Genomic DNA, 21,465 nt, shown 5'->3' with positions numbered 1-21,465 from the left:
ATCGTCCGATGGTTGCTGATCTAGTGCTGAATCTTCTTGTCTGTCTGCCAGGCGCCCGCGCCGGATTCGTCGACGATGGTGCGCTCTTCGTGGTAGCCTTCGGTCGCGGAGTCCTCGCGCGAAAGGTGCCTGGCGTCGCCGAACTTACCCATCAGGGTACCGTAGGCGAGCACGTGAGGCTTCATGGCTTCTTCGACCGCAGCCCTGGTGGAGCCGGGCCGCAGGTTGAGTCCGCGGTCGAGCGCAAAGAGGTGGAAAAAATACCTGTGGAGACCCGAGGGTGGACAGGGTGGTGTATACCCCATTTCGCCGAGGGTGTTCAGTCCGCTTACCCCTGGCCGCTATTCTCGCTAATGCTGTTGGCGGGTTGAATATCGAAGATCACCCAGTGCGTAAAAAAGCCTTTGGGAGCATCGGGATCCTCCATGATAAGGACCATGCTTTCGGTACCTTCTGGAACTCCGTCGATTACCAGTGCCGGGTTGAAGCCCTTACCCTTGCAGGTGAATTTTGTGGGTATCAGCCCGCCTTCTACGAACTCCGGGCTGGATACGACCAGTGTCTTTCGTGGCTTTTGCATAAATAGTCTTTTGAATAGTATAGAAAATACTGTGCCGGATAGATGGCGGGATCATCACTGCGCGCAGATCCCGGGGTCCTGGTCTGGCTGCCCGACCACCTGACGGCGGCATCACAACTGCTGCAACATCCCGACCAGGTCTTCCCAGCCGGGCAACTCGTCCTTGCGGTCTTTCAGCAGCGTCAGCGTCTCGAGGTGGGTCGCAAAATTCCAGGAGGCCTTTGCGTACGGCGCTCCTTTTTGCAGCCACGCGATCGCCTCGTCCTTCCTGCCGGTGAGCAGACAGATGGTGGAGAGGTCGAAAAAACTCCAGGGCGTATTGTAGGGAGGCTCGTTCTTCACCTGTTTGCTGACGGAGATCTCGGCCCTCTGCAAAAACACCTTCTGGGGAAAACTTATAGACGCCAACCCCTTGCTCCTGATCTGAAGGATCAGCGCGTTCAACAGCGGGTATGGATGTCCGTTGGATACCTTTACCGACTGGTTGTACATATCGAGCGCCCGGTCATAGTCCTTCATCCTTTTATAAATACCGCCGAGGGAGGCATAGGCGTCGAAATCGTTTGGGTTCAGGCTAATGGCCTTCTGCAGGTCGTCCTCCCCGGAGGCCGCGGCGTCCGGGGCCAGCTTGTTACGGGCGATTCCCAGTTCGCGCCGGGCGTCGGCATAGTCAGGCGACAGCTGCGTGGCTTTTTCAAAATTGCCGACTGCCTCGGGCCAGTGTCCCCGGTCTCTGAGGAGCAGGCCCAGGGTGGTATGCAGCAGCGGGTTGCCCTCGTCGGCGTTGACCGCGTCCTGATACCTGTCGATCGCGGTCTGCCAGTCTTCGTTGCGCATCGCGTTGGTCGCTGCCATCTGGAATGCTTCCGAATCCTCTTTTCCCTTCTGTCTGGCCTGCTGCGCGCTTTTTTGCTGGTCCTGCAGCGCTACCTGTACGGGACTATCGATCCGGTTGTAAACCAGCGACTCCGACAGGACCTTTGTAATTTTTTCTATGGAAGCCGGCACCTGCTCTATGGGTTCGTAGTCATACGGGAAGGCCTTGATATGGCCGATATCGAAGGGCAGCGGGGTCTTCTCCTGCCGGAATATGGCAGTACCAGTCTGATTGCCGCGGTGCCGGACGCCCAGCTCGTAAAACACGTTGGCGTTGAGTCCGGTGATATCGACCATCGCGAATCTCGAATATTCCAGGTACCTGAACATCTCGGTGTCGATGTTGGCGGAGAAGTAGTCCTGGTCGGTCCTTTTGGGGATCAGCAGCCCGCCTTCGGGCAAGTGGGACGGCTGCGATAGCGGGCTCGAAAACGGTGTGGTAGATGAGATCGAAGTCGATCTCCTTGTCGCCGACCGGCTTCCTGCCGAAAGGCATGATCACGAAACAGACTTTTGTGTAGTCAATTTCTCCTGATGGAGGCGGAGCCATAGTCAAGGTTTTTTGGACAGAACAATGATACAAAAATTAGTCGTTATCAGCGACCAATAGACTTACAGCTTTGTCGGATTGATGATGGCCAGGTGCCCGCCGGCTTTGCGGACCCTGTCTGCAAAATCCGACGTCCCTCCGGGGCCGTCGCCCGCGGGCTGTTCGTCCCAGGTGAGGATGGCATAGAGGTGGTCGGGGTTGTGCGAGAGCCGCAGGCCGGTGTCGATCATCCAGATATTGGCGGCGGCAAACGGAGAAAGCCCTTTTGGCGGCGGCGCCTCCTGGTTCTGGAAAATGGTCTTTACGCCATCGTGCCGGCGGAGGGCGGTGAAGCGCTGTACCCAGTCGGTGTCCGTCTGTTCGACGGACTGCTCGAGAAAGTCTTTTTCGTCAAGGGAGATGAATAACCAGACTTCGGCGCCGCGATCGGCGCAGAGCTCCGCGAAAATGATATCGCTGCCGCGCGCGCCGCCGCAGATGGCGAGGTCGCCGGGGCCGACCTTCCAGGAATCGAGCTGCCGGGCCATGAGCTCCCAAACCAGGCCCGACTTCGACTCGGGAAATCTGGGTTTTGGCCGGTCGGGTTTGTCTGTCAGGTGACCGCTGCTGATGATTATTTTATTGAATGACAACGGTAGCAATTTTGAAACAGTAATTTATGCAAAACCCGGCGGATTTAGCGCCGATGTTGGGAATAGATGTTCAGGATCTCCGCCGCGCGACCGGCGTAGGGGTAGTTGTTAAAAACAAAAAGCTTTTTTCCACGACTTTGGCCGCCTCTGTCGCGACCTGCGCGGCAAGCGGATCGCCGGTATGGGCTAGCAGCCAGGCGATCGGGAGTCGTTCGTTCATGATCGTGTCGGATCTCAATAAATCCTCAAAGCCCGACTGGTGCGAAATGATCAGCGGCAGGCGGGGGCGGACATCCTTCCCGTGTAAATAGTCGTATAGCGCCAGCGGCAGGGCCAGCCCCGTCATATGCCGGTCGAATGCCGAAAGGTCGGCGTCTGGATAGTTGTGGAGCATCAGCGATATGTAGCTGGCGGGCAGCTGGGTGCTGTCGGCCAGACGGCTGGACCGAAGCAAAGAATCGAAGGAGGGCAGGCCGGTCAGTCGCGCCTGTAAAAGCAGCGAGTCGGTTAACGACTGAAAGGGGCGGGGGACCGTTGCGGGGAATAAATTCAGGTACGTATCATATCTCGGGTGTAGATGTGCGTTATACCAGGTATCGATATAGTAAGAGTCGAAAAGGGGCGCCACACAGCAGCCGTTGCCCGACCTGAGCAGAAGCAACGAAAACAGGATCCTTGTGTCGCGATTGAGCGAGGCGTTTCGCATTAAGCCGGAGTCTACCCCACCCTGTCCCATCAGCCGGAACAGGCGCAGATAGTATTTTCGGATCAGCGCTTCCGGGCCGTCGACGTGGATGGTGGCGCCGGGCCGCGAGCCTTCGCGCGTGGTGCGGGATTCGTGGCGGTACGGCGGGTATTTGATCGTATAGGAAGACCTGCTAAGGATCCGGATGAGGCGGCTGTTGTCGGGTGGATCGCGCTCCAGCCATGCGAGTCCCTTTTGTTTGCCGTCCAGGCGATCCTGCGCGATCCAGCGAAGCGCAAGCTCCTGACGATGCGGCAGGTGCAAACTATCGATGATGCCAAAGGCGATGTCGGCCATCGCGGGTTCCCCTCCTCTACCACGCGAATATATTCTTTCGACAAAGACGGATCGGCGAGGTCCCGGAGGGTAGCGGCTACTGCGCTGCATTCGGCCGACTCGTGCTTGTACGCGTAGCCGATGGACATGCCTGCTCCCTCGGCCGGCCAGCGCCGGAGAATACGTTCGCGCATGGGCGCGAGGTGCGCGCTGTCTTCGCGGTTGAGGCGGGCGTGCATATAGGACTGGATCGACTGCCAGGCGAAAGGCGAATACCTGCCCGGGAGGTCGGGCACTAGATAGGGAAGTATGAAGAATACAACAGCGGCGAAGCTGACGATAACGGCGCCGGCGGTGACGAATGCTTTTTTAGCGCAAGCCCCTGCTCCATGGGCTGGCTCTCCGGCCGGTCTTTGGCGAGGATCTCCGCGACTGTCTGTTCCAGCCCGGCGCTGTCCTGCAGCCTGCCGGAGGCGTCATAGTAAAATACCGGGATCGAATACCCGTCGTCGGGTGTGTCATATTTTCTCTTCCATTCGTTGACCACTGCCTCGTTGTCCTTTGCCGCGATGAGGATAATATGCTGTTCGAGGCCGTGGCTCTTGGTCATTTCGATCTCCCATTCGAGGGCGCTGGTCAGGCTCAGGATGTCGAAGATGACGAGGCGGCTGTCCTTTAGCAGCAGCTCGGCCGTGTCGTGCCAGTACTCGTCGGAGGTCCGGACCGAGAAGATCTTGCCGGAGGACAGCAGCCAGTTGATGTTGAGCCAGGCCTTGTCCTGGAGTTTGCGGGCGAGTGCTGCCAGGCCGCTGGCGTCCCTGATTATGCGCTGTCGGAAATGAAAGAAGCTGGTCTGCCCGAGCATCAGCGGGATGCGGATCCACCATTTGACCTTAAAATTGCTGTCGGAGAGCGTGAAGACGTGTCCGTAGTTGCTGACATAGGACCGGATGATCTTTCGGATCGCCCTGCCCGAGGCCTTGTTGTTGAATTTCCGGAAGACGATGATCTGGTCGACGTTCTTATTTCGAAGCGCCAGCGGCAGGATGACGGGAAGACAGAGCAGGAAGGGGACGACGAAGAAGGAGCCATAGACCGCGGCGGCGATAATCCAGGGCATATAGGTTGGATTGGGTTCGAAGAGGCCGACCCCGCCAACCAGGGCCAGCAAAAATCCGCCGAAGAAGCAGGCGATGACGGACAGCGTCATGAAAAGGCGGACCATTATCCGGATGATCGTCGCGTTCCGTCGCTGGAGCGCAGCCTGTCGTATGATTGTGGTCGTGTCCACTGGCAGGATAAAAGTAGGTCGTTTTTACAAGACCGGGCGATTTTCACAAGACCGACCGCCTATCAGTCGAAAGTCTCCGCCCGCCGGGAGGGCTGGATCGGCCTTCCCTGCTGCCGGCCGAGGGACCAGGTGACGCAGGCGCCGAAATAGAAGATGAACGAGCAGTAGAATACGAAGAGCAGCAGCAGGGCGAGGGAGGTGGTCGTCCCATAGATGGACTTCATGTTGTCGAAGTTCAGGACCCGGTGGAGCAGTTGCTGTCCGACGGTGAACAGAAGGCCGGTAAAGATCGCGCCTTCCCAGGCTATCAGTGACTGCGGACGACCGTAGGAAAGCCATTTCAGCAGGACAAAGAACCAGACGATCACCGCCAGCAGCATGACGAGGCGGTACAAAAAAGCGTTGACCTGCAGGGGTAGCGTCCATCCGCTGACGTCTCCCAGAAGGACAATGGTGAAGAGTACCCCCGCCAGGAGAATGATCCCGACGGAACGCATCCGGTTGAGCAGTGCGAAGGCCAGCGGCGGCCTTTCCTTCAGCCTGATCTTCCACAGCTGGTTGATCGAATTTTTACGATCTCGAAAAGAGTGGTGGCTACGAACAGCAAAAAGACGAACCCGCCGATGCGCATGCCCGGATTGAGGGGAAGGCGGTGAATATTTCTGACCACGTCGCGCACCTGCTGCGCCATATTTCTGTCCAGACCGACGCTCAGCTGGCGAAAGAGGTCGCGCCCGACGGTCTTCGGGTCGCCCAGAAATCCGAATATGACGATCAGAATAAAGAGTATGGGAGGCAGCGCAAAGCTGACGAAAAAGGATGTTGCGGCAGCCATACGCAGCGGGTCGTTTTGCCGGAACAGCCGGAAGGCGTCCCGTATCACGGGCCATGCGGAGGCCAGGGTCAACCGTCTATGTTGCTTTCTATCCATTATTTCATTCCCACCGACTCTTTGACGCCGGTGAAGAGGGTCTTCCAGATCAGATTGAAGAACGACTTGTTGACGAGGCGCTGAAAATGGACTTCTTCTGCGCGCGGGTTGTCCGGCCGGCTGGAGTTCTTCACCACCAGATTGGCAACCAGACTGACGAGTCCTTTTTTATCGTACCGGATACTGTCCTTGTCCTTTTTCAGCAAAGAGACTTTGAGATCCCGGTAGGTCAAAATCACCCGGCCGTCTCCGGTGGAGTCGGTACCGCGGATGGAGAACTGCAGGTGGTCGATCTTTCCTTTCTCGAGGCGGGTGAGCGCCATCGGTTCGGTCAACGGATTGAGGGAGGCGACGTCGAGGCTGCCGATCCCGCCGTCGATGGTGAACCTTCCTTTGGGGTCTTTCAGAAGCATGACGAGCCGGGCGTCCACGGGCGCCTTGTTCAGGAATCTGGCGTGGAAGTCCAGAACGCAGCGGTTGTCTTCGTGTATGTCTTTCCGTATGTTGGTGACGTTCCGGATGGTCGCCCGCGCGTCGTGGAACTGAACCCTGCCGCTGTTGCGGGATTTGGCGTTCCGCTCTTTGTATTCAATAAAAGAGTGGTTGAAAATGACCTTGCGGATAGACAGCGGGAAGGGCAGGCGCATCAGCTGCTGCTGCGGAAATTTCCCGACCTTGCTGGTCGTGTCGGGCGGGCGGGTCATGTCGCGGTATATTTTGAATGCGCTTTCTCCGATGACGAGGCTGTCGCAGCGGATGGATTTACGCCATAATTCCTTTCTGTCGATATGGTGGAGTGCGATGTCCTTCAGCACAAAATCGTATCTGTCCTTCTGCACCGGCAAGGAGGCGGCGAATGCGGTCTCCGAAAGGCGCGGCTGAAGTCGCAGCTGCGCCACGCGGAGCGTGTTGTCCGCGCTGGTGTACCGGAGGCCGTCTATCCCTATCGTATATTTTTTCTTTCCGGCGGGTAGTTCTAGCTGCCGGACGTCGAGGGACAGGTCGCGGGCGAAGAGTATGGTTGAGCTGTCCTTTTGCGCGCTGCTGTCGATAAGAACGTGGGACAGCAGAAGGGACGCTTTGTTTCCGCGGAAATAGGTCTCCGTGCTGTCCATGCTGCCGACGAGCACCGTCGCCATCGCTGACCTGCACGCTGTCGATGGCTATTTTGAAGAGGCGGCCGAGTAGTTGTTTCGCCAGGTCCGGAGTGGGGTTATATACGGAGGAGTCTTTTTTGAAGTGACTGACCATGATCCGGATGCGCGCGTCCGTCACGGCCAGTTTGCCTCCCTCCAGCTGTTTGGAGAGCAGGGCTTTTGGGGTCTTGACCCGGGCAATATCGATTGCGCCGACCTGTATCTGCAGCAGCATATGAGGGTCTTTGTTCTCCATGACCATTTGCCGGTAGACCGCGGTGTCGGGTCTGATATCGATGTTCTTTACGTGGAGCATGCCGGCGGCCTCGTCGAAAACGAGGTTCTCATAGTGAAGGATATAGAGTCCTTTTGTCTTCTCCGCGACGGCCTGGGCCAGTCGCCGGTCGACTATGCGGTATTTGTAGAATTGCCAGCCAATGACCAGCAGTATGACCGCGGCCAGCGCGGACAACAGGAATAACCGGGTTCTTTTTCCTTTGGGCATGCGGATATCAGGGTAAATATTATGCCAGTCCGATATTCTTCCCCACGATGCCGCAGAAAGGCGGGCTGAGTAAAATATGCCACATCTTCGGCCGGCAACTATTTCTCAAGTATTTCGCTGACCAGTCGGGTCCAGATGCGGTCGGGTTCTTCGGGTCCTTCCGAGACGGCTCTTTGCCGGGCGGCGGTCTCGCCGGGTGCGGCGGCTTTGAGGGGATATACTGTATACGCCGCTATTTCGGGGAAGATCTCGTACCGGCAGGGTTTTACCAGCACCCAGGCGACGGTCTTGGTGGCCGGGATTTTTGCGGCGTGTTTGAGGGCGAGGGGGATCTCCTTGTCGACGATATAGTCGGAACCCAGATAGGCGGGGCTCAGAAGCATTATGAGGATGTCGGCGCTCTCCATCTCTTCGCGGATGCGTTCGTCCCATTGTTCGGCGGCCCTCAGCTGGAGGTCGTGCCAGTACGTGATCTTTTTGGCCTTGCGGTAGGTTTCGAGGTGCATGCTCAGCAGCTGCATGCTGTCGGCGTCTTTTGAGGAATAGGATACGAATACTTTTTTCGGGTCTGGGGTTTTTCGCGGGCGCTGAGCAGAAATAAAAAATCTTTTGTGGCATACAGGGTGTCGTCGATGTCCACTTTTTCGTGCTCCAGTTCGATCTGCTTCAGGAGCCAGGACTTTGGAGCAAAATTTATTCCGTCGGCCGACAGTTCGATCTCGCTGGTATAGCGGTCCTCGTTGATCTGCCGGAAGGCCGCGAAGATATGTTCCAGCAACTCGTCGTCACCCAGTTGCTCGTTGCCGATGCGGATCATTTTTATCTGGACGGTGCTGAGGTTGTCCTTGTCGAACTCGATGCAGATGACGCGTTCGCCTTTTTTCAGGACGATGCCCCATTGCCAGTAGAGGTAGAGGTTGTCTTCGACATAGAGTTTGTCGCCGAGTAATTTAAAGCATTCCAGCAGGATGCCCTTGTGGAAATAGTCGTCGTATCTGATCTGGTAGTAGGCGACGAAGCCGGTCATCAGCAGCCGGATGTAGTCGGGTGTTTCAGCCAGATACATGGGTGCGATATAGCGGGGATGACCATTGGGAGCGGGCAGCTCGAAAAGGATATTGTACAATTTCAGGACCCTGATAAAGGCCGTCGTCATCGACTTGTCTTTTCGCAGCGCCTCATCGAGCGCCTCCTGCGTGACGAGGCCGTTGTTCTTCCGCACGTCGTCCGTCAGAATTTTGTTGACGCGGGCAGTAAAATTTTGGGGATTGATGATGACGACGTCCGAGTCGTCTGTCCGGTACCGGTAGAGAGCGACGCCCCAGAAGTTGAGCGAGATGCAGAGCATGCGGGCTTCCTCGTCGGAATAGTCCAGTCCGAAATATTCCTTGAACTGCGGGATGGTAAGGATCTGGTAGTTCTCCTCGTTGTCTTCGATGCGTCTCTTGATCCGGATCCAGTCCGCGGGATAGCGCGTCTGCATCTGGCCGGCCATCCTTTTGACCATGGCTTCCAGCTGGCAATGCAGGATCTCCAGTCCGGACACCTGCCCGTCGCCGAGGCTGATGCTCACCGAATCGAACAACTGGTCGTAGGCTTCCTGGATCTTCCGGAGATTCAGGAAACATTTTCCGTATTTGTCCTCGTAGGTCTGCACAAGGAGTACGGGGGTAATGTATTTTTTGGCTCCGGCGTCCATGGGCTCGGTCTTTGTCAGGGATCCCGAGTAGATCTCGATGGCGTTCAGCCAGTACCGGACGTTGAAATGTCTGATCAGCGCGTTGGTGGTCCGGTCCCCGACGGGAGTATCGATCATTTTGTTATCGTTGGTGCCGGGGTTCCAGAGCAGGAGATAGATGGCGCCCCTGCTGAACAGCATATGGTGGGTGCCATGGTAGTATTCCTGACCGCCGAAGTCGATGATATTGACCGTTATCTCCTGGTCGTCGATCTTCCAGTCGGGCTGCCAGGACGAATAGGTTAGCCCGTGTGTGGAACAGAGGGCTTTTGCGGGCAGCTGTTTGTTGGTCAGGTAGTGGACGAGGGTGGACTTGCCGGAATTGCTGTTGCCTACGATGATCAGCTTCAGCTCGTACAGGGTTTCCTGGTCTATTTTGCGGGTCGCGAATTCGTCCTGCCGGTCCCAGTAGGACAGGACGGCGGGAACGCCGTGTTCGAGGTACTGGCGGGGAGGGTTGACCATCTGGATCGCGTCGACTACGAGGTAGAACGAGGTGCCGGTGATCTCCTTGCCGTTGAGGACTATCCTTATTTTGTCGCCGTTGGCCCTGAACCAGTCGCGGAGGGGGTGAGGTCCTTTACCGGGTTGCCGGAGATGTTCAGCCGTCTCAGGTGGGTCAGTCCGGCGAGGGGCGTCAGGTCTTCGATCCCGGTCTCCGACAGACCGATGTATATCAGAGATTTGAGCTTGGTCAGGAAGCTCAGGGAGCGGAGCGGGTTTTGCTTAATGGCGAGCCTTTTCAGGGTGGTAATATTGCTCAGCGGTGATGCGTCCTGGATCTGGTTCTGGTTGAGCCTTAGTTTCTCGAGTCGGGTGCAGCCGGCGAGTGCACTGATATCGGATACCTGGTTTCTCCGGAGGCTCAGGTCGGTCAGCTGACGAAGGTTGGCGATCGGCGAGATAGTGGTGATCCTGTTGCCGGAAAGGTGCAGTTCTTCGAGGGCTGTCAGTTCGGTCAGGGACCGGAGGTCTCCAATCTTATTATACCGGAGGGAGAGGGTTTTCAGGTTCTTCAGGGTCGCGAGGCCGTCGATGTCTTTTAGACCGCAGCTGCCGAGGTATAGTCTTTCCAGTGACGTGAGTCCGCTGAGGCAGTGCAGGTCCGCGCCGGTCCTGGGCACATTGGACAGATTCAGCGACGTCAGGTGTGCAAAGGGTGCCTTTGTGAAGATACCGAGGTCTGCGCCTGTTGTGCCCTTTAGATTGATCGTCCGCAGGCTCTGAAGAAAATACAGTGCGTTGAGGCTATTGATGCTACGGTCCTGCAGGCTAAGCCAGGTCAGCGCACCGAGGAGAGGAAGGCCATCGAGCGAAATGCCGCCCCCACCCCTCAGGTCGAGTGTTTTCAGATTTTGCAGAGGTCCGATCTGCGCAACGCCGGAAATCTCCATCTCTGCCAGAGACAGACTGTTCAGGAGTGGAAACTCGCTTAGCATCTCAAAACTGCTGATCCAGTTCTTTCCAAACTTGTAGCTGTTGGATCGTTCGACGCCATTGGCGTCAACGTATGCGGACCCGAAGGAGATGCCGCTCAGCTGGTCCTTTAGCATCAGCAGCGAGCTGGGGATGGCATTCAACCCCAGATTGCCAAGGTCGATGAAGTTGGCTCCGTCGGCCTTTGCAGCTGCAATCAGCTGGTCGGCCAGTCGGAGTCCTGCCTGTGAGTCGGGGGCCTGCATAGCTGTAATTTACACAATTAAGGGGGTGGGTTTACCGGGAAAAACACCGAATTTTGCCCTATGCCCGAAAAGGAAAAATTACGTCTCGACAAATACCTCTGGTCCATCCGGCTGTTCAAGACCCGGTCGGAGGCCGCGGAGGCCTGTACTAAAGGTAAAGTAAAATACAACGGCGACGCCGCCAAGGCTTCAAAAACGGTGAGCGTCGGGGATGAGTACGAGGTGAAAACGGAGCACAAACGGTGGCGGATCAAGGTGACGGGTCTGCTGGACCACCGGCTGCAGTACGCCCAGGCGATCAACTACTATATCGATATTACCCCTGCGGAAGAGATCGAACGACTGCAATTCCAGTCGGCGAGCTTTAATACCGGCAAGCGACAGAGCAAGATCGGGCGGCCGACGAAGAAGGACCGGCGCGAGCTGGACGAATTCACGGGCGGGGCGCCGGACGAAGAATAAAGGTTTTCGCCAGACTGTCTATCGTCTTGCTGTGGTCAAGACGCCTGTTCATCCTGCCCCGCGTCTTTTCCGAGATAAACCAGTTCATCGGATACGCCGGTTCTTTTTTCACGATCGTATACAAGGAATCCTTTGCCCACTCGTCTGCGTTCTTGTACAGCGACAGCGGGATATAGTCGGTCGGGATGCCGCTGGCTTTTATATCGTCGAGGAGGTTGCGGAGGCGGCCGTCGTTGACGGTCGTTTGCATGTCGTAGGCGCCGACGATGGTAAGCACCGGTGAAAGAAGGTCATTTTTTATGGGAGGCACCGGCTTGAAATCGGTGGTGTCGGCAATTACGGGGCTGTTCAGGATATGCAGCACCTTGAAGTGCAGGCGGCGGAGCCGCTTGTAATTGATGCTGGTCTTGTCGGCGCCGTAGGTGTTGAGGATACCCCGCAGCAGCTCCTGTACGGCGCCGGCGCCGGAGTTGTCGAAATAGCCGCCGTCCACAAAATAGTGTGTGCCTATCTTTCCCGCGGGACTCAGGTAGGGGAACCGCGCGCCGAGGATGGCGCCGGAGGCCATGCTGATATCCGTGTCTTCGGCCTCGAGGATGGCGGGTACGTCGATGCGGGTGTTGAACCATTTCGGCTCCAGCCTGAGATTCGTAACGAGACCGGGGTTGCCGTCCTGCATTTGCGTGGTGTTGACGAAGAGGATCGGCAGCGCCACGCTGTCGCGGGGATCCATCGCTTTGAAATGTGAAAAGGGCTTGTTGAAAGACGGGCTGTATCCGCCGGCCGTATCGTTGTATTCTTCAAAGCCTTTTTCGAGGGCGGCACCCCGGTCGGGCCAATTAATCGGGAAAATATATCTGAAGTAGTCCGGCCCCAGCATGCGGGCTACGGTGAAGGTAAAATAGTCCTGCTGCAGAAAGTTCCTGGCGCTGCGTTCGTAAGACCGGCCGGCGGCGGGCTGTTTGTCATCGAGCAGGGCAAAGAATGTCGCGACGCCCACTCCCCCACCCGAGGTGCCGGAGAGACAAAGCAAATGTTTCGAGAACCGGTCGCCGCCGCCGGAGATCGACGCGTCTTCCAGTCTTCCCAGCACGGAAGCCGTCCAGTAGCCCGAACGGGAAGCGCCACCGTTGGCCAGCACGAGATAGACGTCGAAGTCTTTGGCGGTGTCTACCCTTGTCAGCCAGCTGTCGAGATATTTCGTCAGGCTGGGGCGGCTGGCGTAGCCGGATGGCTCGGGCGAGATGTTGTGCACCTGGTGCGATTCGCGGGAACCGACCGCCATGGCGATGAGAAAAAGGACGAGGTGAAAATTCAGCTGGTATTTTACGGAAAAGGCAGACACCAGATTGCCAAACGCGAGCAGCACGCCAAAGGCCAGCAGCAGCAAAGGGAAGGGCCCGATGTCTACGGCAAAGGGCAGGCAGGTGATGGCAAACAGATCCAGAATAACGGCCACGAAGCTGATGACGAGATACCATTTCAGATAACCGCTCTCTTCCGATGGAACGAGAAAATATCTTCTGACACGGTGAAAAGGGCCGGGCGTCTCGTCGGGTCCAACCCTCCTGACGATCGTGCCCTGATGGTGCAGATTGATATAAAAGAAGTAGACGACCTGGAAGATCAGCAGCAGCGCCAGCAGCGTATACCATTTCCGGGAGATGTCGAAAGCAGCCGTGATCATCAGCAGGCAGAAGAAGGCGACGAAGACGATGAAGAAGCGGCGGGCCAAAGGCCGGGTATCTTTTGGCAATACGGCCCTCACGCGGCGATCCAGAAAAGGAAAGAGGGCCATTCCAAGGACGAAGAGCACCCATGCCAGCCATGAAGGCAGCGCGGGTTCCAGCAGCGGCGACTGGAGTACCGCCAGTTCGAGGACGAGGAAACAGGCGTTACCGGCGAAGCGGGGATAGCTCTCGAAAAATTTGCCCGGGATACGGTCCTCCGCTTTGCCCCGCGCGCTGCCGCGGTTGTCCCGGATATAAAAAATAACCCGCGACGAATACCAGGTCACATAGACCCATAGTCCGATGGCCAGAAAGAAAAAGAGCAGCCGGTAGTTGAAGTCTCCGCCTTCGGTGAAGGCCGTCATGATATCCTTTCCCTGGCCTTCGACCCAGAATGCAAAGATGGTCAGGAATATGAAGAGCAGGGAGGGGAAATAGGTCCAGATCGTCCGGAGGAATCCGGATACCAGCTTCCACCCGCGGTAGCGTCACGAAGGAGACCAACAGCGGCAGCACTCCCAGCATCAGCGCCCCCCACTTCATCCGTGTGAGCCAGGCCAGGCTATGGACGGGCTCTCCGGGAGCAGCCGATACAAAGGACCGGATCGTGGTATCCTGCCAGATATCGAGCACCGCCCCCGCGAGGATCAGCAGCATGCCCACCGCGAGGCACAGGCGCAGCCAGCGGCGTTGCTCCGAGGTCCTGCGGGCGGAAATACTCCAGCACAGATACACGACATACACCAGGATCAGCACATAGTCCGTGATGACGATCGCCCTTACGGCGGAGGCGCGTTTGTCATCACCCCGCCAGAAGTCCATAATGGTCTGCGCTTCCTTCGGCGCCGCGCGGTTGAAACTCAGATACCCCATGGAGGAGTCCCCTTTCGAGGCAACGAAATTCTGCCATCCGATGATGGCCAGCAGCACGACGACGATCGCGGCAGTCACGAAATGGACGAGGCGGGGGATTGGCATATGGCGGGAATTTTGGAGTTGGTCGTAAAATAGAAAAAATCAGTCAGGAAATAACGGGTGTTTTTACGGTAATGAAAGTCTGAAAAATGACCGAACTTGTAAGGGATCTTCACAGTCAGCAAACCTATATATCGCCATGCCATTCAATCAATTTACCGTCACGGGCACGGACCAGACCGATTCCGTCGAAATCCGGACCAACCCGGCCTATGCGCAGGTCGATCTAAAACGCTCCGTCGCCATCGCCGCCCCGACCCGCGGGGAAGACAACACCATTCATATCGAACTGGGACCCAATGACATGGTAGAGCTGGTCTATGACGACAGCACCACCTGGGTCTGTTCTCATGAAGGGCTGGAAGAATTGTTTCCCGGCCAGCTGGCGCCGCAGCAGCAGGGGGCTGACAATACCGTCCGGCTACCGCTGACCCTCCAGCGCCCCGGCGCGGAGCGGGGATCATCGGGGATATCGCCCTGAAAGTCCTGAATATCTTCGGCAGGAAAGTCATAGATACTGCCGCAGAGAAGTTAATGACCGACCTGGCAAAACACCTCGAAGAAGCCCATCTGAAAAATGACCGGGGTCTATTTCGGGTGGACGCCAACTTTGGGATGACACCCTTCAACGCCAGCGAGTGGCAGGGTAAGACAGACCCCGCGCTGTTGTTCATTCACGGTACCAACAGCTCGTCAGCAGAATCTTTTTTCAACGATCTGCCCAGCAACGGACTCTGGGAGTACGCCACCAGAACCTACAAATCGGGGATATTGGCCTTTCAGCACGAATCCCTCAGCAAAAGTCCGCTGCGAAACGCCATCGATCTGATAGACGCCCTGCCGGAAAACATCGAACTGCATATCATTACCCATTCCCGTGGAGGACTGGTGGGAGAGATACTCGCCAGGTGCAGCGATGATAGCAGCTCTGTTGCATTCTCCGAAAAAGAGATCGACTATCTTGAAAAGGAAGGAAGGGACCAGGACGTGAAGGACATTAAAGAGTTGCAGCAGGCCTATCTGAAAAAACGTTTCAAATTGAGCCGTTTCATCCGCGTGGCTTGTCCCGCGGGCGGAACCACTATCCTGTCCAAACGGCTGGACCATTTCCTCAACTTTTCGCTGCATCTGATTGGCGTTACGACCGCTGTTCAGCTGAATCCGATCTTCGATGCCACCAAGAACCTCCTGATGGCAGCCGTCGGTCAAAAGGACAATCTGAAAGTGCTGCCCGGTCTCGAGGCGATGAACCCCGACTCGCCATTCATCAATATCCTGAACAATCAGGAAACTGTCATACAGAGACCTGTCATCGCCATTTCCGGCAACAGCAAACCGTCGGTCAACCCCAAAGGACTGCTGATCATTGCCGGGAGACTGTTCTTTATGAAACAGAACGACCTGGTCGTAAACACAGATTCGATGTATGCCGGATCGAAGCGAAAGAACCGGCTTAAATATTTTTTCGACAGCGGAACCAATGTCGACCATTTCCACTACTTCAGGAACGAACGGACGAATGCGATGATCGCGCTGGCGCTGCAGACCGCGCCCGAGGACATGCCGGCGGATTTCGCGGAATTCGAACGCGGCGGACTCGTTCCCGGCGGCGAATACTACAAGGGCGATCCCAGCGGCAAGAGACCGATCGCCGTCCTGCTACCCGGCATCATGGGCTCCTGTATCGACAGGAATGGCGACCGGTTATGGCTGAAACTCCTTAGCATGGGGTTCGGATCCCTGATGGACCTCGATATGTCTGCCACCGGTATCAGCGTAAAAAACATCATTGAAACGTCCTACAGACGACTGGGCGAAGCCCTCAGCACCGACTACGACGTGGTGACCTTTGCATTCGACTGGCGAAAATCCTCTCAGGACGCGGCCGCATTACTGGATAAACAGATCAGATCTTTGCTTGCGCTAAAACAGCCTATCAAGGTGGTGGCCCATTCTCTGGGAGGAGTCGTCGTCAGAGACCTGATGGTCTTCTATCCCGGGACCTGGCAGCAGCTGAACGCCTCTCCCAATTTCCAGCTCGTCTTTCTGGGCTCTCCCCTGCTGGGTTCATTCCGCATCCTGAATGTCCTGATGGGAGAAGACTCCATCATCCGGACGCTGAGCAGGATCGACCTGAAGCACAGCAAACGGACACTGCTGAATATGTTCTCACAGTTTCCCGGAATACTCGGTCTGCTTCCGCTGACCAATTCGGCTCCGAATGATTTTGCCTCTGCCAATACCTGGGTGGATATCGCCGTTGCATTCGGGGACGCCACCTGGCCGGTACCGAGAGACACCGTCAGTGCCCAATACCTCTCGGATTTCAGGGCCTACCGGACCAGCGTGATCGCGGCTATGCCGGATCTGGATTTCAAAAACGCAGTCTATATTGCCGGAAAAGGGCGTGAGACGGCCTGCGGATACCGGATCGACGACATCAACGGCAGCAAAGAGCTGGTTTTCCTGAGTACCGGCGAAGGCGACGAGAGCGTCACATGGGATATGGGGATTCCGCAGTCGATGATCAGGGATAACAACGTCTACTATGTCAATCATACGCACGGCGACCTTTCCGACTCTCCCGATATGTTCAGTGGGATCAAAGAAATACTCGGGAAGGGGCGGACATCGCTGTTCACGACCGTTCGCCCGCTGGTCCGCGGGGAGGAAAAAATATTCCGCAAACCGCAGACGGCGGATTTCGATCTTTCCGAAGCCGGCATTTACAGGACATTGATGGGTCTTTCCGGTGAAACCAATACAACCAGCAGCGTTCTGCCGGTCAAAGTCAGCGTGGCGCACGGCGACCTGAAATATGCCGAATATCCTGTTCTGGCGGGGCATTTCGAATACGACAGCGTCCTCTACGCGGAGAAAAGGATCGACCAGCTGCTGGGGGGACAGCTGGAAGAAAGAAACAAGCTGGGGATCTATCCCGGCGCGCTGGGCACCTGTGACGTGCTGCTCACCTACAAGGAGGATGGATTTCAGGGGGCGATCATTGCGGGCATTGGTCAGCAGGACAAGCTGACCGCTTTTGACCTGGCCCGTACGGCAGAGCAGGCGGCCTCCAAATACCTGCTGATCGTCAACGGCCGGAAGAAGCTGGACGCCGGTCAGTTCAGCGGTCCCGTCGGTCTTTCTTCGCTGATCATCGGCTGTGGCTATGGCGGGTTGAGCATCGACAACTCGATCCATTCGATCCTGCAGGGCGTCGTCAATGCCAATGATCGGATCACGGGTCTCTATGGAGAGAAAGCAAAACTCATCGAGGAAGTGGAATTCATCGAGCAGTATCAGGACAGGGCGCTGGGTTGTTTTTACGCCATTCACAATATGGGTAAGGGAATGGGGGGAGTGCTGAATATCCTGCCCGGGGACGCTATCCGGGAGCGTCATGGGTCGCGGCTGATGGTCAGCGTCGATCAGGGGAAGGACTGGTGGAGCAGGATCACGATCTGCGCCGTCCGCAACGAGGACAAAAAAGACGTCGTGGAAGGCATGCAGTTCGCCATTTCTACGGGTGCGGCGAGGGAAGAGGCGCGGGAGCTGTGCACGATCGGAGGCGTGATCGACCGGCTGATCGAGACTATTTCCGTGAGCAGGGACTGGAGTCAGGAGAAGGCCGCGGCGATATTCGAGCTGCTGATGCCCAACGATTTCAAGGCGAGGCTCAAGCGTCATGGCAATATCGCCTGGGTGCTGGATAAGTATACGGCGGGTTATCCCTGGGAGTTGCTGCAGCACAAGGGCGCCGAGGCGAAACCGCTTTGTATCAATGCCGGTATGATCCGGCAGCTGTCCACTTCGAATTCCCGGCTGAATATCGAGATCGTCACGAACCAAAAGGCGCTGGTCATCGGCGATCCCCAGCTGAAGGGTTTTCTGCCGCAGCTGCTGGGTGCGGAGACGGAGGCGCAGAGCGTCACGGACGTATTGTTAAAACACAACTACGACGTCACTCCGCTGATCCGGAGAGAACAGGATATTATCGTCCAGAAATTGATGTCCGGCTCCTACCGCATCATCCATCTGGCCGGGCACGGCATCTTCAACCGCGACTGTCCCAGGCTGTCGGGGATGGTCATCGGCAAAGACAATTTTCTGACGACGACACAGATCGCGCAGATGAGCGATACCCCCGACCTGGTCTTTGTCAACTGTTGCTATCTGGGCAATATAGATCTCAAGGCGGAAGAGTACTCACAGGCCCGGTACAGGCTGGCCGCGAATATCGGCACCCAGCTGATCGAGAACGGCGTAAAGGCCGTGGTGGTAGCGGGATGGGCCGTCAACGATGCTGCCGCCAACCGGTTTGCAGAGCAGTTCTATACGAATATGTTCGCGGGTAAGCCTTTCGGCGAGGCGGTGCGGGCCGCGAGGGAAACCATCTATAACGAATTCCCCGGCAACAACACCTGGGGGCGTATCAGTGTTATGGCAATCCTTTTTCCGATTGCGGACGGGTGACAGGGAATACAAGGAAAGACAGTATGTCGTAACCAGTCAGGCCGAGGCCGACCTCATGAATCTGGAAAGCGATATGCGGACGGGTGACTATCCGCTGGAAGAATTGCTGGGCAGGCTGGAGGCTATTTCACAGGAGACGGACAAACGCGGTCTCCGCAGACCCTGTATCACCGAACTCGAAGCAAGGATCTATAAGAGCCTCGGTAAATACGATCTCGCCACGGCCAAATACGAACAGCTGATCCGGTCCGATCAGGGCTCTTATTCCACGGGAGCTATGGACCTCTACTGCAACCTGCGGTCGAAGCTGTTGAAGGAGCAGGCCGATTCCTGCAAAGGAGACCCGAAGTTCCTTGTGGCTGAATTTGACCAGGTGGACAACTATCTCGCGGCTCTTCTTGTGGTGAGTCCGACGACGGAGCGCTACAATATCCGCGGCAGTGCGTGGAAAAGGCGTACCTGTCTGTACAAGGCAGATGCCGTGGGCATGGAGGAGGCTATCCGGAAAGCCGCCGAATACTACCGGATCTCCCATCAGCAAAAGCCCGACGCCTATCCCTGGTCCAACTGGATTGCGCTGGAGAATTTGCTGGTTGCCGCCGGGCGGCAGGAGTGGGGCGCAGTCGACACCCATTTGCCAACCATACAGCAGATACAGGACGCCATCGGCAGTCTGCGGCTATTGTATGTCGCCGGTCCGCGGAGCAAGATCTTTCAGGAATGGATCAGTCCTTCGAATCTGCTGCTGGCCAACTGGCTGGTGATGGCCACGCAGGCCGGCGCCGGCGCCAAAGACGCATACGAAGACCAGGTGGTCGCGAGCTATGAAGATGTCTGGGAAAAGGTCGGCTCGGTGGAAGACAAGCTTTCGGATATCCAGCATTTGCAGCTGCTGATCGACGCGCTGGGGGGCTTACGGGGGCCCAGGGGCATTTTATGATCGGGAAGATGGAGGAGATGCAGAAGAGGCTGAACGCGCTGATCAAATGAGGTAAAATTTTGGATAGAGTTCCGGCCCGCGGGTGCGGGCCGGAACAAGGTTTAATGGTGTGGTGTCTGATCAGCGTGACACGAAGATCGTGTCGCGGGTAATTTTATAGTTGAAGTGGCGCGTGGCTTTCAGTTGGTCGAGAACCGAGCGGATGGGCTGGTTGCGGGAGCCGGTGAATACGAACGGGTCGGTAAAGTCATCCGGGCATTTGATCGGGACGCCGTACCAGCGGGACAGTTCGGCCATGATCGCCCCGACGGGTGCGTTGTCGAAATAGAATTCGTTGTTCTTCCATGCGTCCTGTCCGGCCAGGTCTTTTAGTTGTACGATCCGGGCCTGACCGGTTTCTCCGAATATGTACGCGTTTCCCTCCTTTAGTGTTCCCGGCGCCGAGCCTGGGCGGCGGACCTCGATGGTGCCGCGAAGCAGCATGGTGCGGATGCTGTGGTCTTCGGGGTTGGCGCGGACGTCAAAATTGGTGCCCCTCACCGTTATACTGAGACCCGGAAATTCCATGCCTATCGAACGGAAGAGGTGTTTGAGCGGTTCGGGTGTCACCACGTCGACGGTGAAGGCCAGTGTCGGGTGACTCGTGGGTCGCTACGGGTACTGGTTTTACGACAAAATTGGCTTCGCCTTTTAGTCGGGTCGCGCGGGTCTTTAGGCCATAGCCGGTGCCGATGGTGAGGTCGGTCCGGGCGTTGAGGAGGACCGTGCTGCTGTCGGGCAGGACGACCTCGTAGTTGTCGCCGGAGGGCGAGCTGACGGTGAAGGGTTTGCCGTTGCTGGCACCTGCGCTGAGGTAGCTGACGAGCAGCTGTCTGCCGCGGCGACGGAAGCCGAGTCCTTCCTTTTTACGAGGCTCTCGCCGAGCTGGTCGTCGAAGGCTATGGGGCCCTGTCCTTCGTAGGCCACGGTAAGCACCGGGTGGTCGTGGCTGCGGATGGCTGGGTCTGGATAGAGGTCTCGCGGCGGCTGGATAGGGTCCATAGTACGACTCCGCCGATCAGCAGTGTGATGACTGCCGCGGCGGCGTAGCGACGGAATGCCCGAATCATGGGTTTTTCGACCGGCGCCGGGGCGTTTAGGCGGGGCTGCAGGTCTTTCCAGCGGGCCTGGATATCGATCTCGTTGAATCTCGTCCAGTCCTTGCCAAAATCGGCTTCGTCGTCCAGGTCGAGCATGCGCCTGGGAATACGAAATTTCCGTCGTTTCATGTGATAATAGGAGGGTTTGTTCAGGAATAGGTTTCTACTCTATATCTCGTCAAAACCACCTGATTCTACCATACCCGGAACACTTATTTTTTAATTTTTCCAATCATCGGTCAGTAAGAGATTGATTAGCAGCAGGATGACGGCGTCGGTTCCACCCAAAAAACGCAATAATTTTCTCAGCGCGTTTCTTTTTGTATTCGAGAAGGAGGTCTCGGCGATGCCCATTTTAGCGGCCGCCTCTTTGGCCTTTCCGTCCTGGAGCAGGGCCCGCACGACGTCTTTTTCGCGGGGGGATAGTTGTTCGATCGCGTCGTATAGTCGTTGCAGCAGTTCGGTGCGGACCATCTCCTCGTCTTCCCAGAAGTCTGGCTGTGCCAGGGCCCACCGGATGTATTCCAATCTTTTTTCGGGGGTAGTCTTGTATTTGCGGAGGAAGTCGATGCAGTCGCATTTGATGGTGGTATACATCCATCTGATCGCGGTGTCCTCGTCTTTGGAGAGGATGGTCTCCTGGTTGGCGATAAAGGCGTCGTCGACGATATGGCGGGCGGCGTCTTCGTCGTCGATCTTTTTCCGCGAAGAGGTAGAGTTTCCGCGCGTTCCTGAAATAAAAGTCCTTGAATTTGTCTTGTTCCGGTGTCAACGCGATAAAGTTAGCCAGACCTTTTAGCTCCA

Annotated in this window: 21 protein-coding genes; 4 read left to right on the top strand and 17 right to left on the bottom strand. The window is 56.8% G+C overall.

What is annotated here, in order from left to right; all coding sequences use genetic code 11:
- Nucleotides 1-20: 20 nt before the first annotated feature.
- From ACQ86N_RS01565 to ACQ86N_RS01510, 12 genes are all read right to left on the bottom strand, one after another.
- Complete coding sequence (locus ACQ86N_RS01565; RefSeq protein WP_431213629.1) at nt 21-305, bottom strand: YbhB/YbcL family Raf kinase inhibitor-like protein; 285 nt, start codon at nt 303-305, stop codon at nt 21-23.
- A gap of 23 nt (nt 306-328) precedes the next feature.
- Nucleotides 329-580, bottom strand: a complete 252-nt coding sequence (locus tag ACQ86N_RS01560; protein WP_431213628.1) for a YbhB/YbcL family Raf kinase inhibitor-like protein — start codon at nt 578-580, stop codon at nt 329-331.
- A 111-nt stretch (nt 581-691) separates the two neighbouring features.
- Nucleotides 692-1,858 carry a tetratricopeptide repeat protein gene (locus ACQ86N_RS01555; RefSeq protein ID WP_431213627.1) on the bottom strand — a complete coding sequence of 389 codons (1,167 nt, stop codon included), beginning with the start codon at nt 1,856-1,858 and terminating at the stop codon, nt 692-694.
- A gap of 210 nt (nt 1,859-2,068) precedes the next feature.
- The gene (locus tag ACQ86N_RS01550; RefSeq protein ID WP_431213626.1) at nt 2,069-2,638 is read right to left on the bottom strand and encodes a hypothetical protein; all 570 of its coding nucleotides are present in this window, start codon (nt 2,636-2,638) and stop codon (nt 2,069-2,071) included.
- Between the two features lie 70 nt (nt 2,639-2,708).
- The gene (locus ACQ86N_RS01545) at nt 2,709-3,680 is read right to left on the bottom strand and encodes a hypothetical protein (RefSeq protein ID WP_431213625.1); all 972 of its coding nucleotides are present in this window, start codon (nt 3,678-3,680) and stop codon (nt 2,709-2,711) included.
- A 274-nt stretch (nt 3,681-3,954) separates the two neighbouring features.
- Entirely contained in the window at nt 3,955-4,950 is a 996-nt protein-coding gene (locus tag ACQ86N_RS01540) for a hypothetical protein (RefSeq protein ID WP_431213624.1), read from the bottom strand.
- A 62-nt stretch (nt 4,951-5,012) separates the two neighbouring features.
- On the bottom strand, nt 5,013-5,471 hold the full coding sequence (locus ACQ86N_RS01535) for a YhjD/YihY/BrkB family envelope integrity protein (RefSeq protein WP_431217943.1): 459 nt from the start codon (nt 5,469-5,471) through the stop codon (nt 5,013-5,015).
- A 14-nt stretch (nt 5,472-5,485) separates the two neighbouring features.
- Nucleotides 5,486-5,881, bottom strand: coding sequence for a YhjD/YihY/BrkB family envelope integrity protein (locus ACQ86N_RS01530; RefSeq protein WP_431213623.1), 396 nt, complete (start codon nt 5,879-5,881; stop codon nt 5,486-5,488).
- On the bottom strand, nt 5,881-6,780 hold the full coding sequence (locus ACQ86N_RS01525) for a hypothetical protein (protein WP_431213622.1): 900 nt from the start codon (nt 6,778-6,780) through the stop codon (nt 5,881-5,883). Before ACQ86N_RS01525 ends, ACQ86N_RS01530 begins: the two co-directional genes overlap by 1 nt.
- An 840-nt stretch (nt 6,781-7,620) precedes the next feature.
- Entirely contained in the window at nt 7,621-8,043 is a 423-nt protein-coding gene (locus ACQ86N_RS01520; RefSeq protein WP_431213621.1) for a TIR domain-containing protein, read from the bottom strand.
- Nucleotides 8,031-9,725, bottom strand: a complete 1,695-nt coding sequence (locus tag ACQ86N_RS01515) for a COR domain-containing protein (protein ID WP_431213620.1) — start codon at nt 9,723-9,725, stop codon at nt 8,031-8,033. Before ACQ86N_RS01515 ends, ACQ86N_RS01520 begins: the two co-directional genes overlap by 13 nt.
- Before the next feature lie 65 nt (nt 9,726-9,790).
- On the bottom strand, nt 9,791-10,942 hold the full coding sequence (locus tag ACQ86N_RS01510) for a leucine-rich repeat domain-containing protein (protein WP_431213619.1): 1,152 nt from the start codon (nt 10,940-10,942) through the stop codon (nt 9,791-9,793).
- Between the two features lie 60 nt (nt 10,943-11,002).
- Between ACQ86N_RS01510 and ACQ86N_RS01505 the strand changes: the two genes are divergently transcribed.
- A complete protein-coding gene (locus ACQ86N_RS01505) occupies nt 11,003-11,404 on the top strand; it encodes an RNA-binding S4 domain-containing protein (protein WP_431213618.1) in 402 nt (133 codons plus the stop codon).
- Here the strand turns inward: ACQ86N_RS01505 and ACQ86N_RS01500 are convergent.
- Nucleotides 11,376-13,499 carry a hypothetical protein gene (locus ACQ86N_RS01500; protein WP_431213617.1) on the bottom strand — a complete coding sequence of 708 codons (2,124 nt, stop codon included), beginning with the start codon at nt 13,497-13,499 and terminating at the stop codon, nt 11,376-11,378. The genes ACQ86N_RS01505 and ACQ86N_RS01500 overlap by 29 nt on opposite strands.
- Nucleotides 13,500-14,248: 749 nt before the next feature.
- On the opposite strand from ACQ86N_RS01500, the gene ACQ86N_RS01495 reads away from it, so the two are divergent.
- The 3 genes from ACQ86N_RS01495 to ACQ86N_RS01485 are packed head-to-tail and all read left to right on the top strand — an operon-like array spanning nt 14,249 to nt 19,522.
- A complete protein-coding gene (locus ACQ86N_RS01495) occupies nt 14,249-14,590 on the top strand; it encodes a hypothetical protein (protein ID WP_431213616.1) in 342 nt (113 codons plus the stop codon).
- 53 nt (nt 14,591-14,643) lie between these two features.
- Nucleotides 14,644-18,582: a DUF7379 domain-containing protein gene (locus ACQ86N_RS01490; RefSeq protein ID WP_431213615.1), complete on the top strand. Its 3,939-nt coding sequence runs from the start codon at nt 14,644-14,646 to the stop codon at nt 18,580-18,582.
- A complete protein-coding gene (locus ACQ86N_RS01485) occupies nt 18,569-19,522 on the top strand; it encodes a tetratricopeptide repeat-containing protein (RefSeq protein ID WP_431213614.1) in 954 nt (317 codons plus the stop codon). Before ACQ86N_RS01490 ends, ACQ86N_RS01485 begins: the two co-directional genes overlap by 14 nt.
- Nucleotides 19,523-19,642: 120 nt before the next feature.
- Here ACQ86N_RS01485 and ACQ86N_RS01480 read toward each other — a convergent pair whose 3' ends face one another.
- The 4 genes from ACQ86N_RS01480 to ACQ86N_RS01465 all read right to left on the bottom strand — a co-directional run bounded on the left by ACQ86N_RS01480 (nt 19,643) and on the right by ACQ86N_RS01465 (nt 21,258).
- The gene (locus ACQ86N_RS01480; RefSeq protein ID WP_431213613.1) at nt 19,643-20,131 is read right to left on the bottom strand and encodes a FecR family protein; all 489 of its coding nucleotides are present in this window, start codon (nt 20,129-20,131) and stop codon (nt 19,643-19,645) included.
- Nucleotides 20,132-20,233: 102 nt separating this feature from the next.
- Entirely contained in the window at nt 20,234-20,488 is a 255-nt protein-coding gene (locus ACQ86N_RS01475; protein ID WP_431213612.1) for a hypothetical protein, read from the bottom strand.
- Nucleotides 20,461-20,790, bottom strand: coding sequence for a hypothetical protein (locus ACQ86N_RS01470; RefSeq protein ID WP_431213611.1), 330 nt, complete (start codon nt 20,788-20,790; stop codon nt 20,461-20,463). Before ACQ86N_RS01470 ends, ACQ86N_RS01475 begins: the two co-directional genes overlap by 28 nt.
- 90 nt (nt 20,791-20,880) lie before the next feature.
- The gene (locus tag ACQ86N_RS01465; RefSeq protein ID WP_431213610.1) at nt 20,881-21,258 is read right to left on the bottom strand and encodes a sigma-70 family RNA polymerase sigma factor; all 378 of its coding nucleotides are present in this window, start codon (nt 21,256-21,258) and stop codon (nt 20,881-20,883) included.
- Nucleotides 21,259-21,465 lie beyond the last annotated feature (207 nt).

Origin of the sequence: Puia sp. P3, from assembly GCF_050632245.1 — a bacterium.
Taxonomy (GTDB): Bacteria; Bacteroidota; Bacteroidia; order Chitinophagales; family Chitinophagaceae; genus Puia.
Note: the sequence above shows the minus strand (reverse complement) of the source record. Positions and strands in the feature narration are given on the sequence as shown.

Coding starts and splice junctions, on each gene's coding strand:
- ACQ86N_RS01530 (WP_431213623.1), bottom strand. CDS start 5,881: ATGGATAGAAAGCAACATAGACGGTTGACCCTGGCCTCCGCATGGCCC.
- ACQ86N_RS01515 (WP_431213620.1), bottom strand. CDS start 9,725: ATGGTCAACCCTCCCCGCCAGTACCTCGAACACGGCGTTCCCGCCGTC.
- ACQ86N_RS01505 (WP_431213618.1), top strand. CDS start 11,003: ATGCCCGAAAAGGAAAAATTACGTCTCGACAAATACCTCTGGTCCATC.
- ACQ86N_RS01560 (WP_431213628.1), bottom strand. CDS start 580: ATGCAAAAGCCACGAAAGACACTGGTCGTATCCAGCCCGGAGTTCGTA.
- ACQ86N_RS01490 (WP_431213615.1), top strand. CDS start 14,644: ATGACCGACCTGGCAAAACACCTCGAAGAAGCCCATCTGAAAAATGAC.
- ACQ86N_RS01465 (WP_431213610.1), bottom strand. CDS start 21,258: ATGTATACCACCATCAAATGCGACTGCATCGACTTCCTCCGCAAATAC.
- ACQ86N_RS01510 (WP_431213619.1), bottom strand. CDS start 10,942: ATGCAGGCCCCCGACTCACAGGCAGGACTCCGACTGGCCGACCAGCTG.
- ACQ86N_RS01470 (WP_431213611.1), bottom strand. CDS start 20,790: ATGAAACGACGGAAATTTCGTATTCCCAGGCGCATGCTCGACCTGGAC.
- ACQ86N_RS01565 (WP_431213629.1), bottom strand. CDS start 305: ATGGGGTATACACCACCCTGTCCACCCTCGGGTCTCCACAGGTATTTT.
- ACQ86N_RS01500 (WP_431213617.1), bottom strand. CDS start 13,499: ATGACGGCCTTCACCGAAGGCGGAGACTTCAACTACCGGCTGCTCTTT.
- ACQ86N_RS01520 (WP_431213621.1), bottom strand. CDS start 8,043: ATGCAGCTGCTGAGCATGCACCTCGAAACCTACCGCAAGGCCAAAAAG.
- ACQ86N_RS01495 (WP_431213616.1), top strand. CDS start 14,249: ATGCCATTCAATCAATTTACCGTCACGGGCACGGACCAGACCGATTCC.
- ACQ86N_RS01545 (WP_431213625.1), bottom strand. CDS start 3,680: ATGGCCGACATCGCCTTTGGCATCATCGATAGTTTGCACCTGCCGCAT.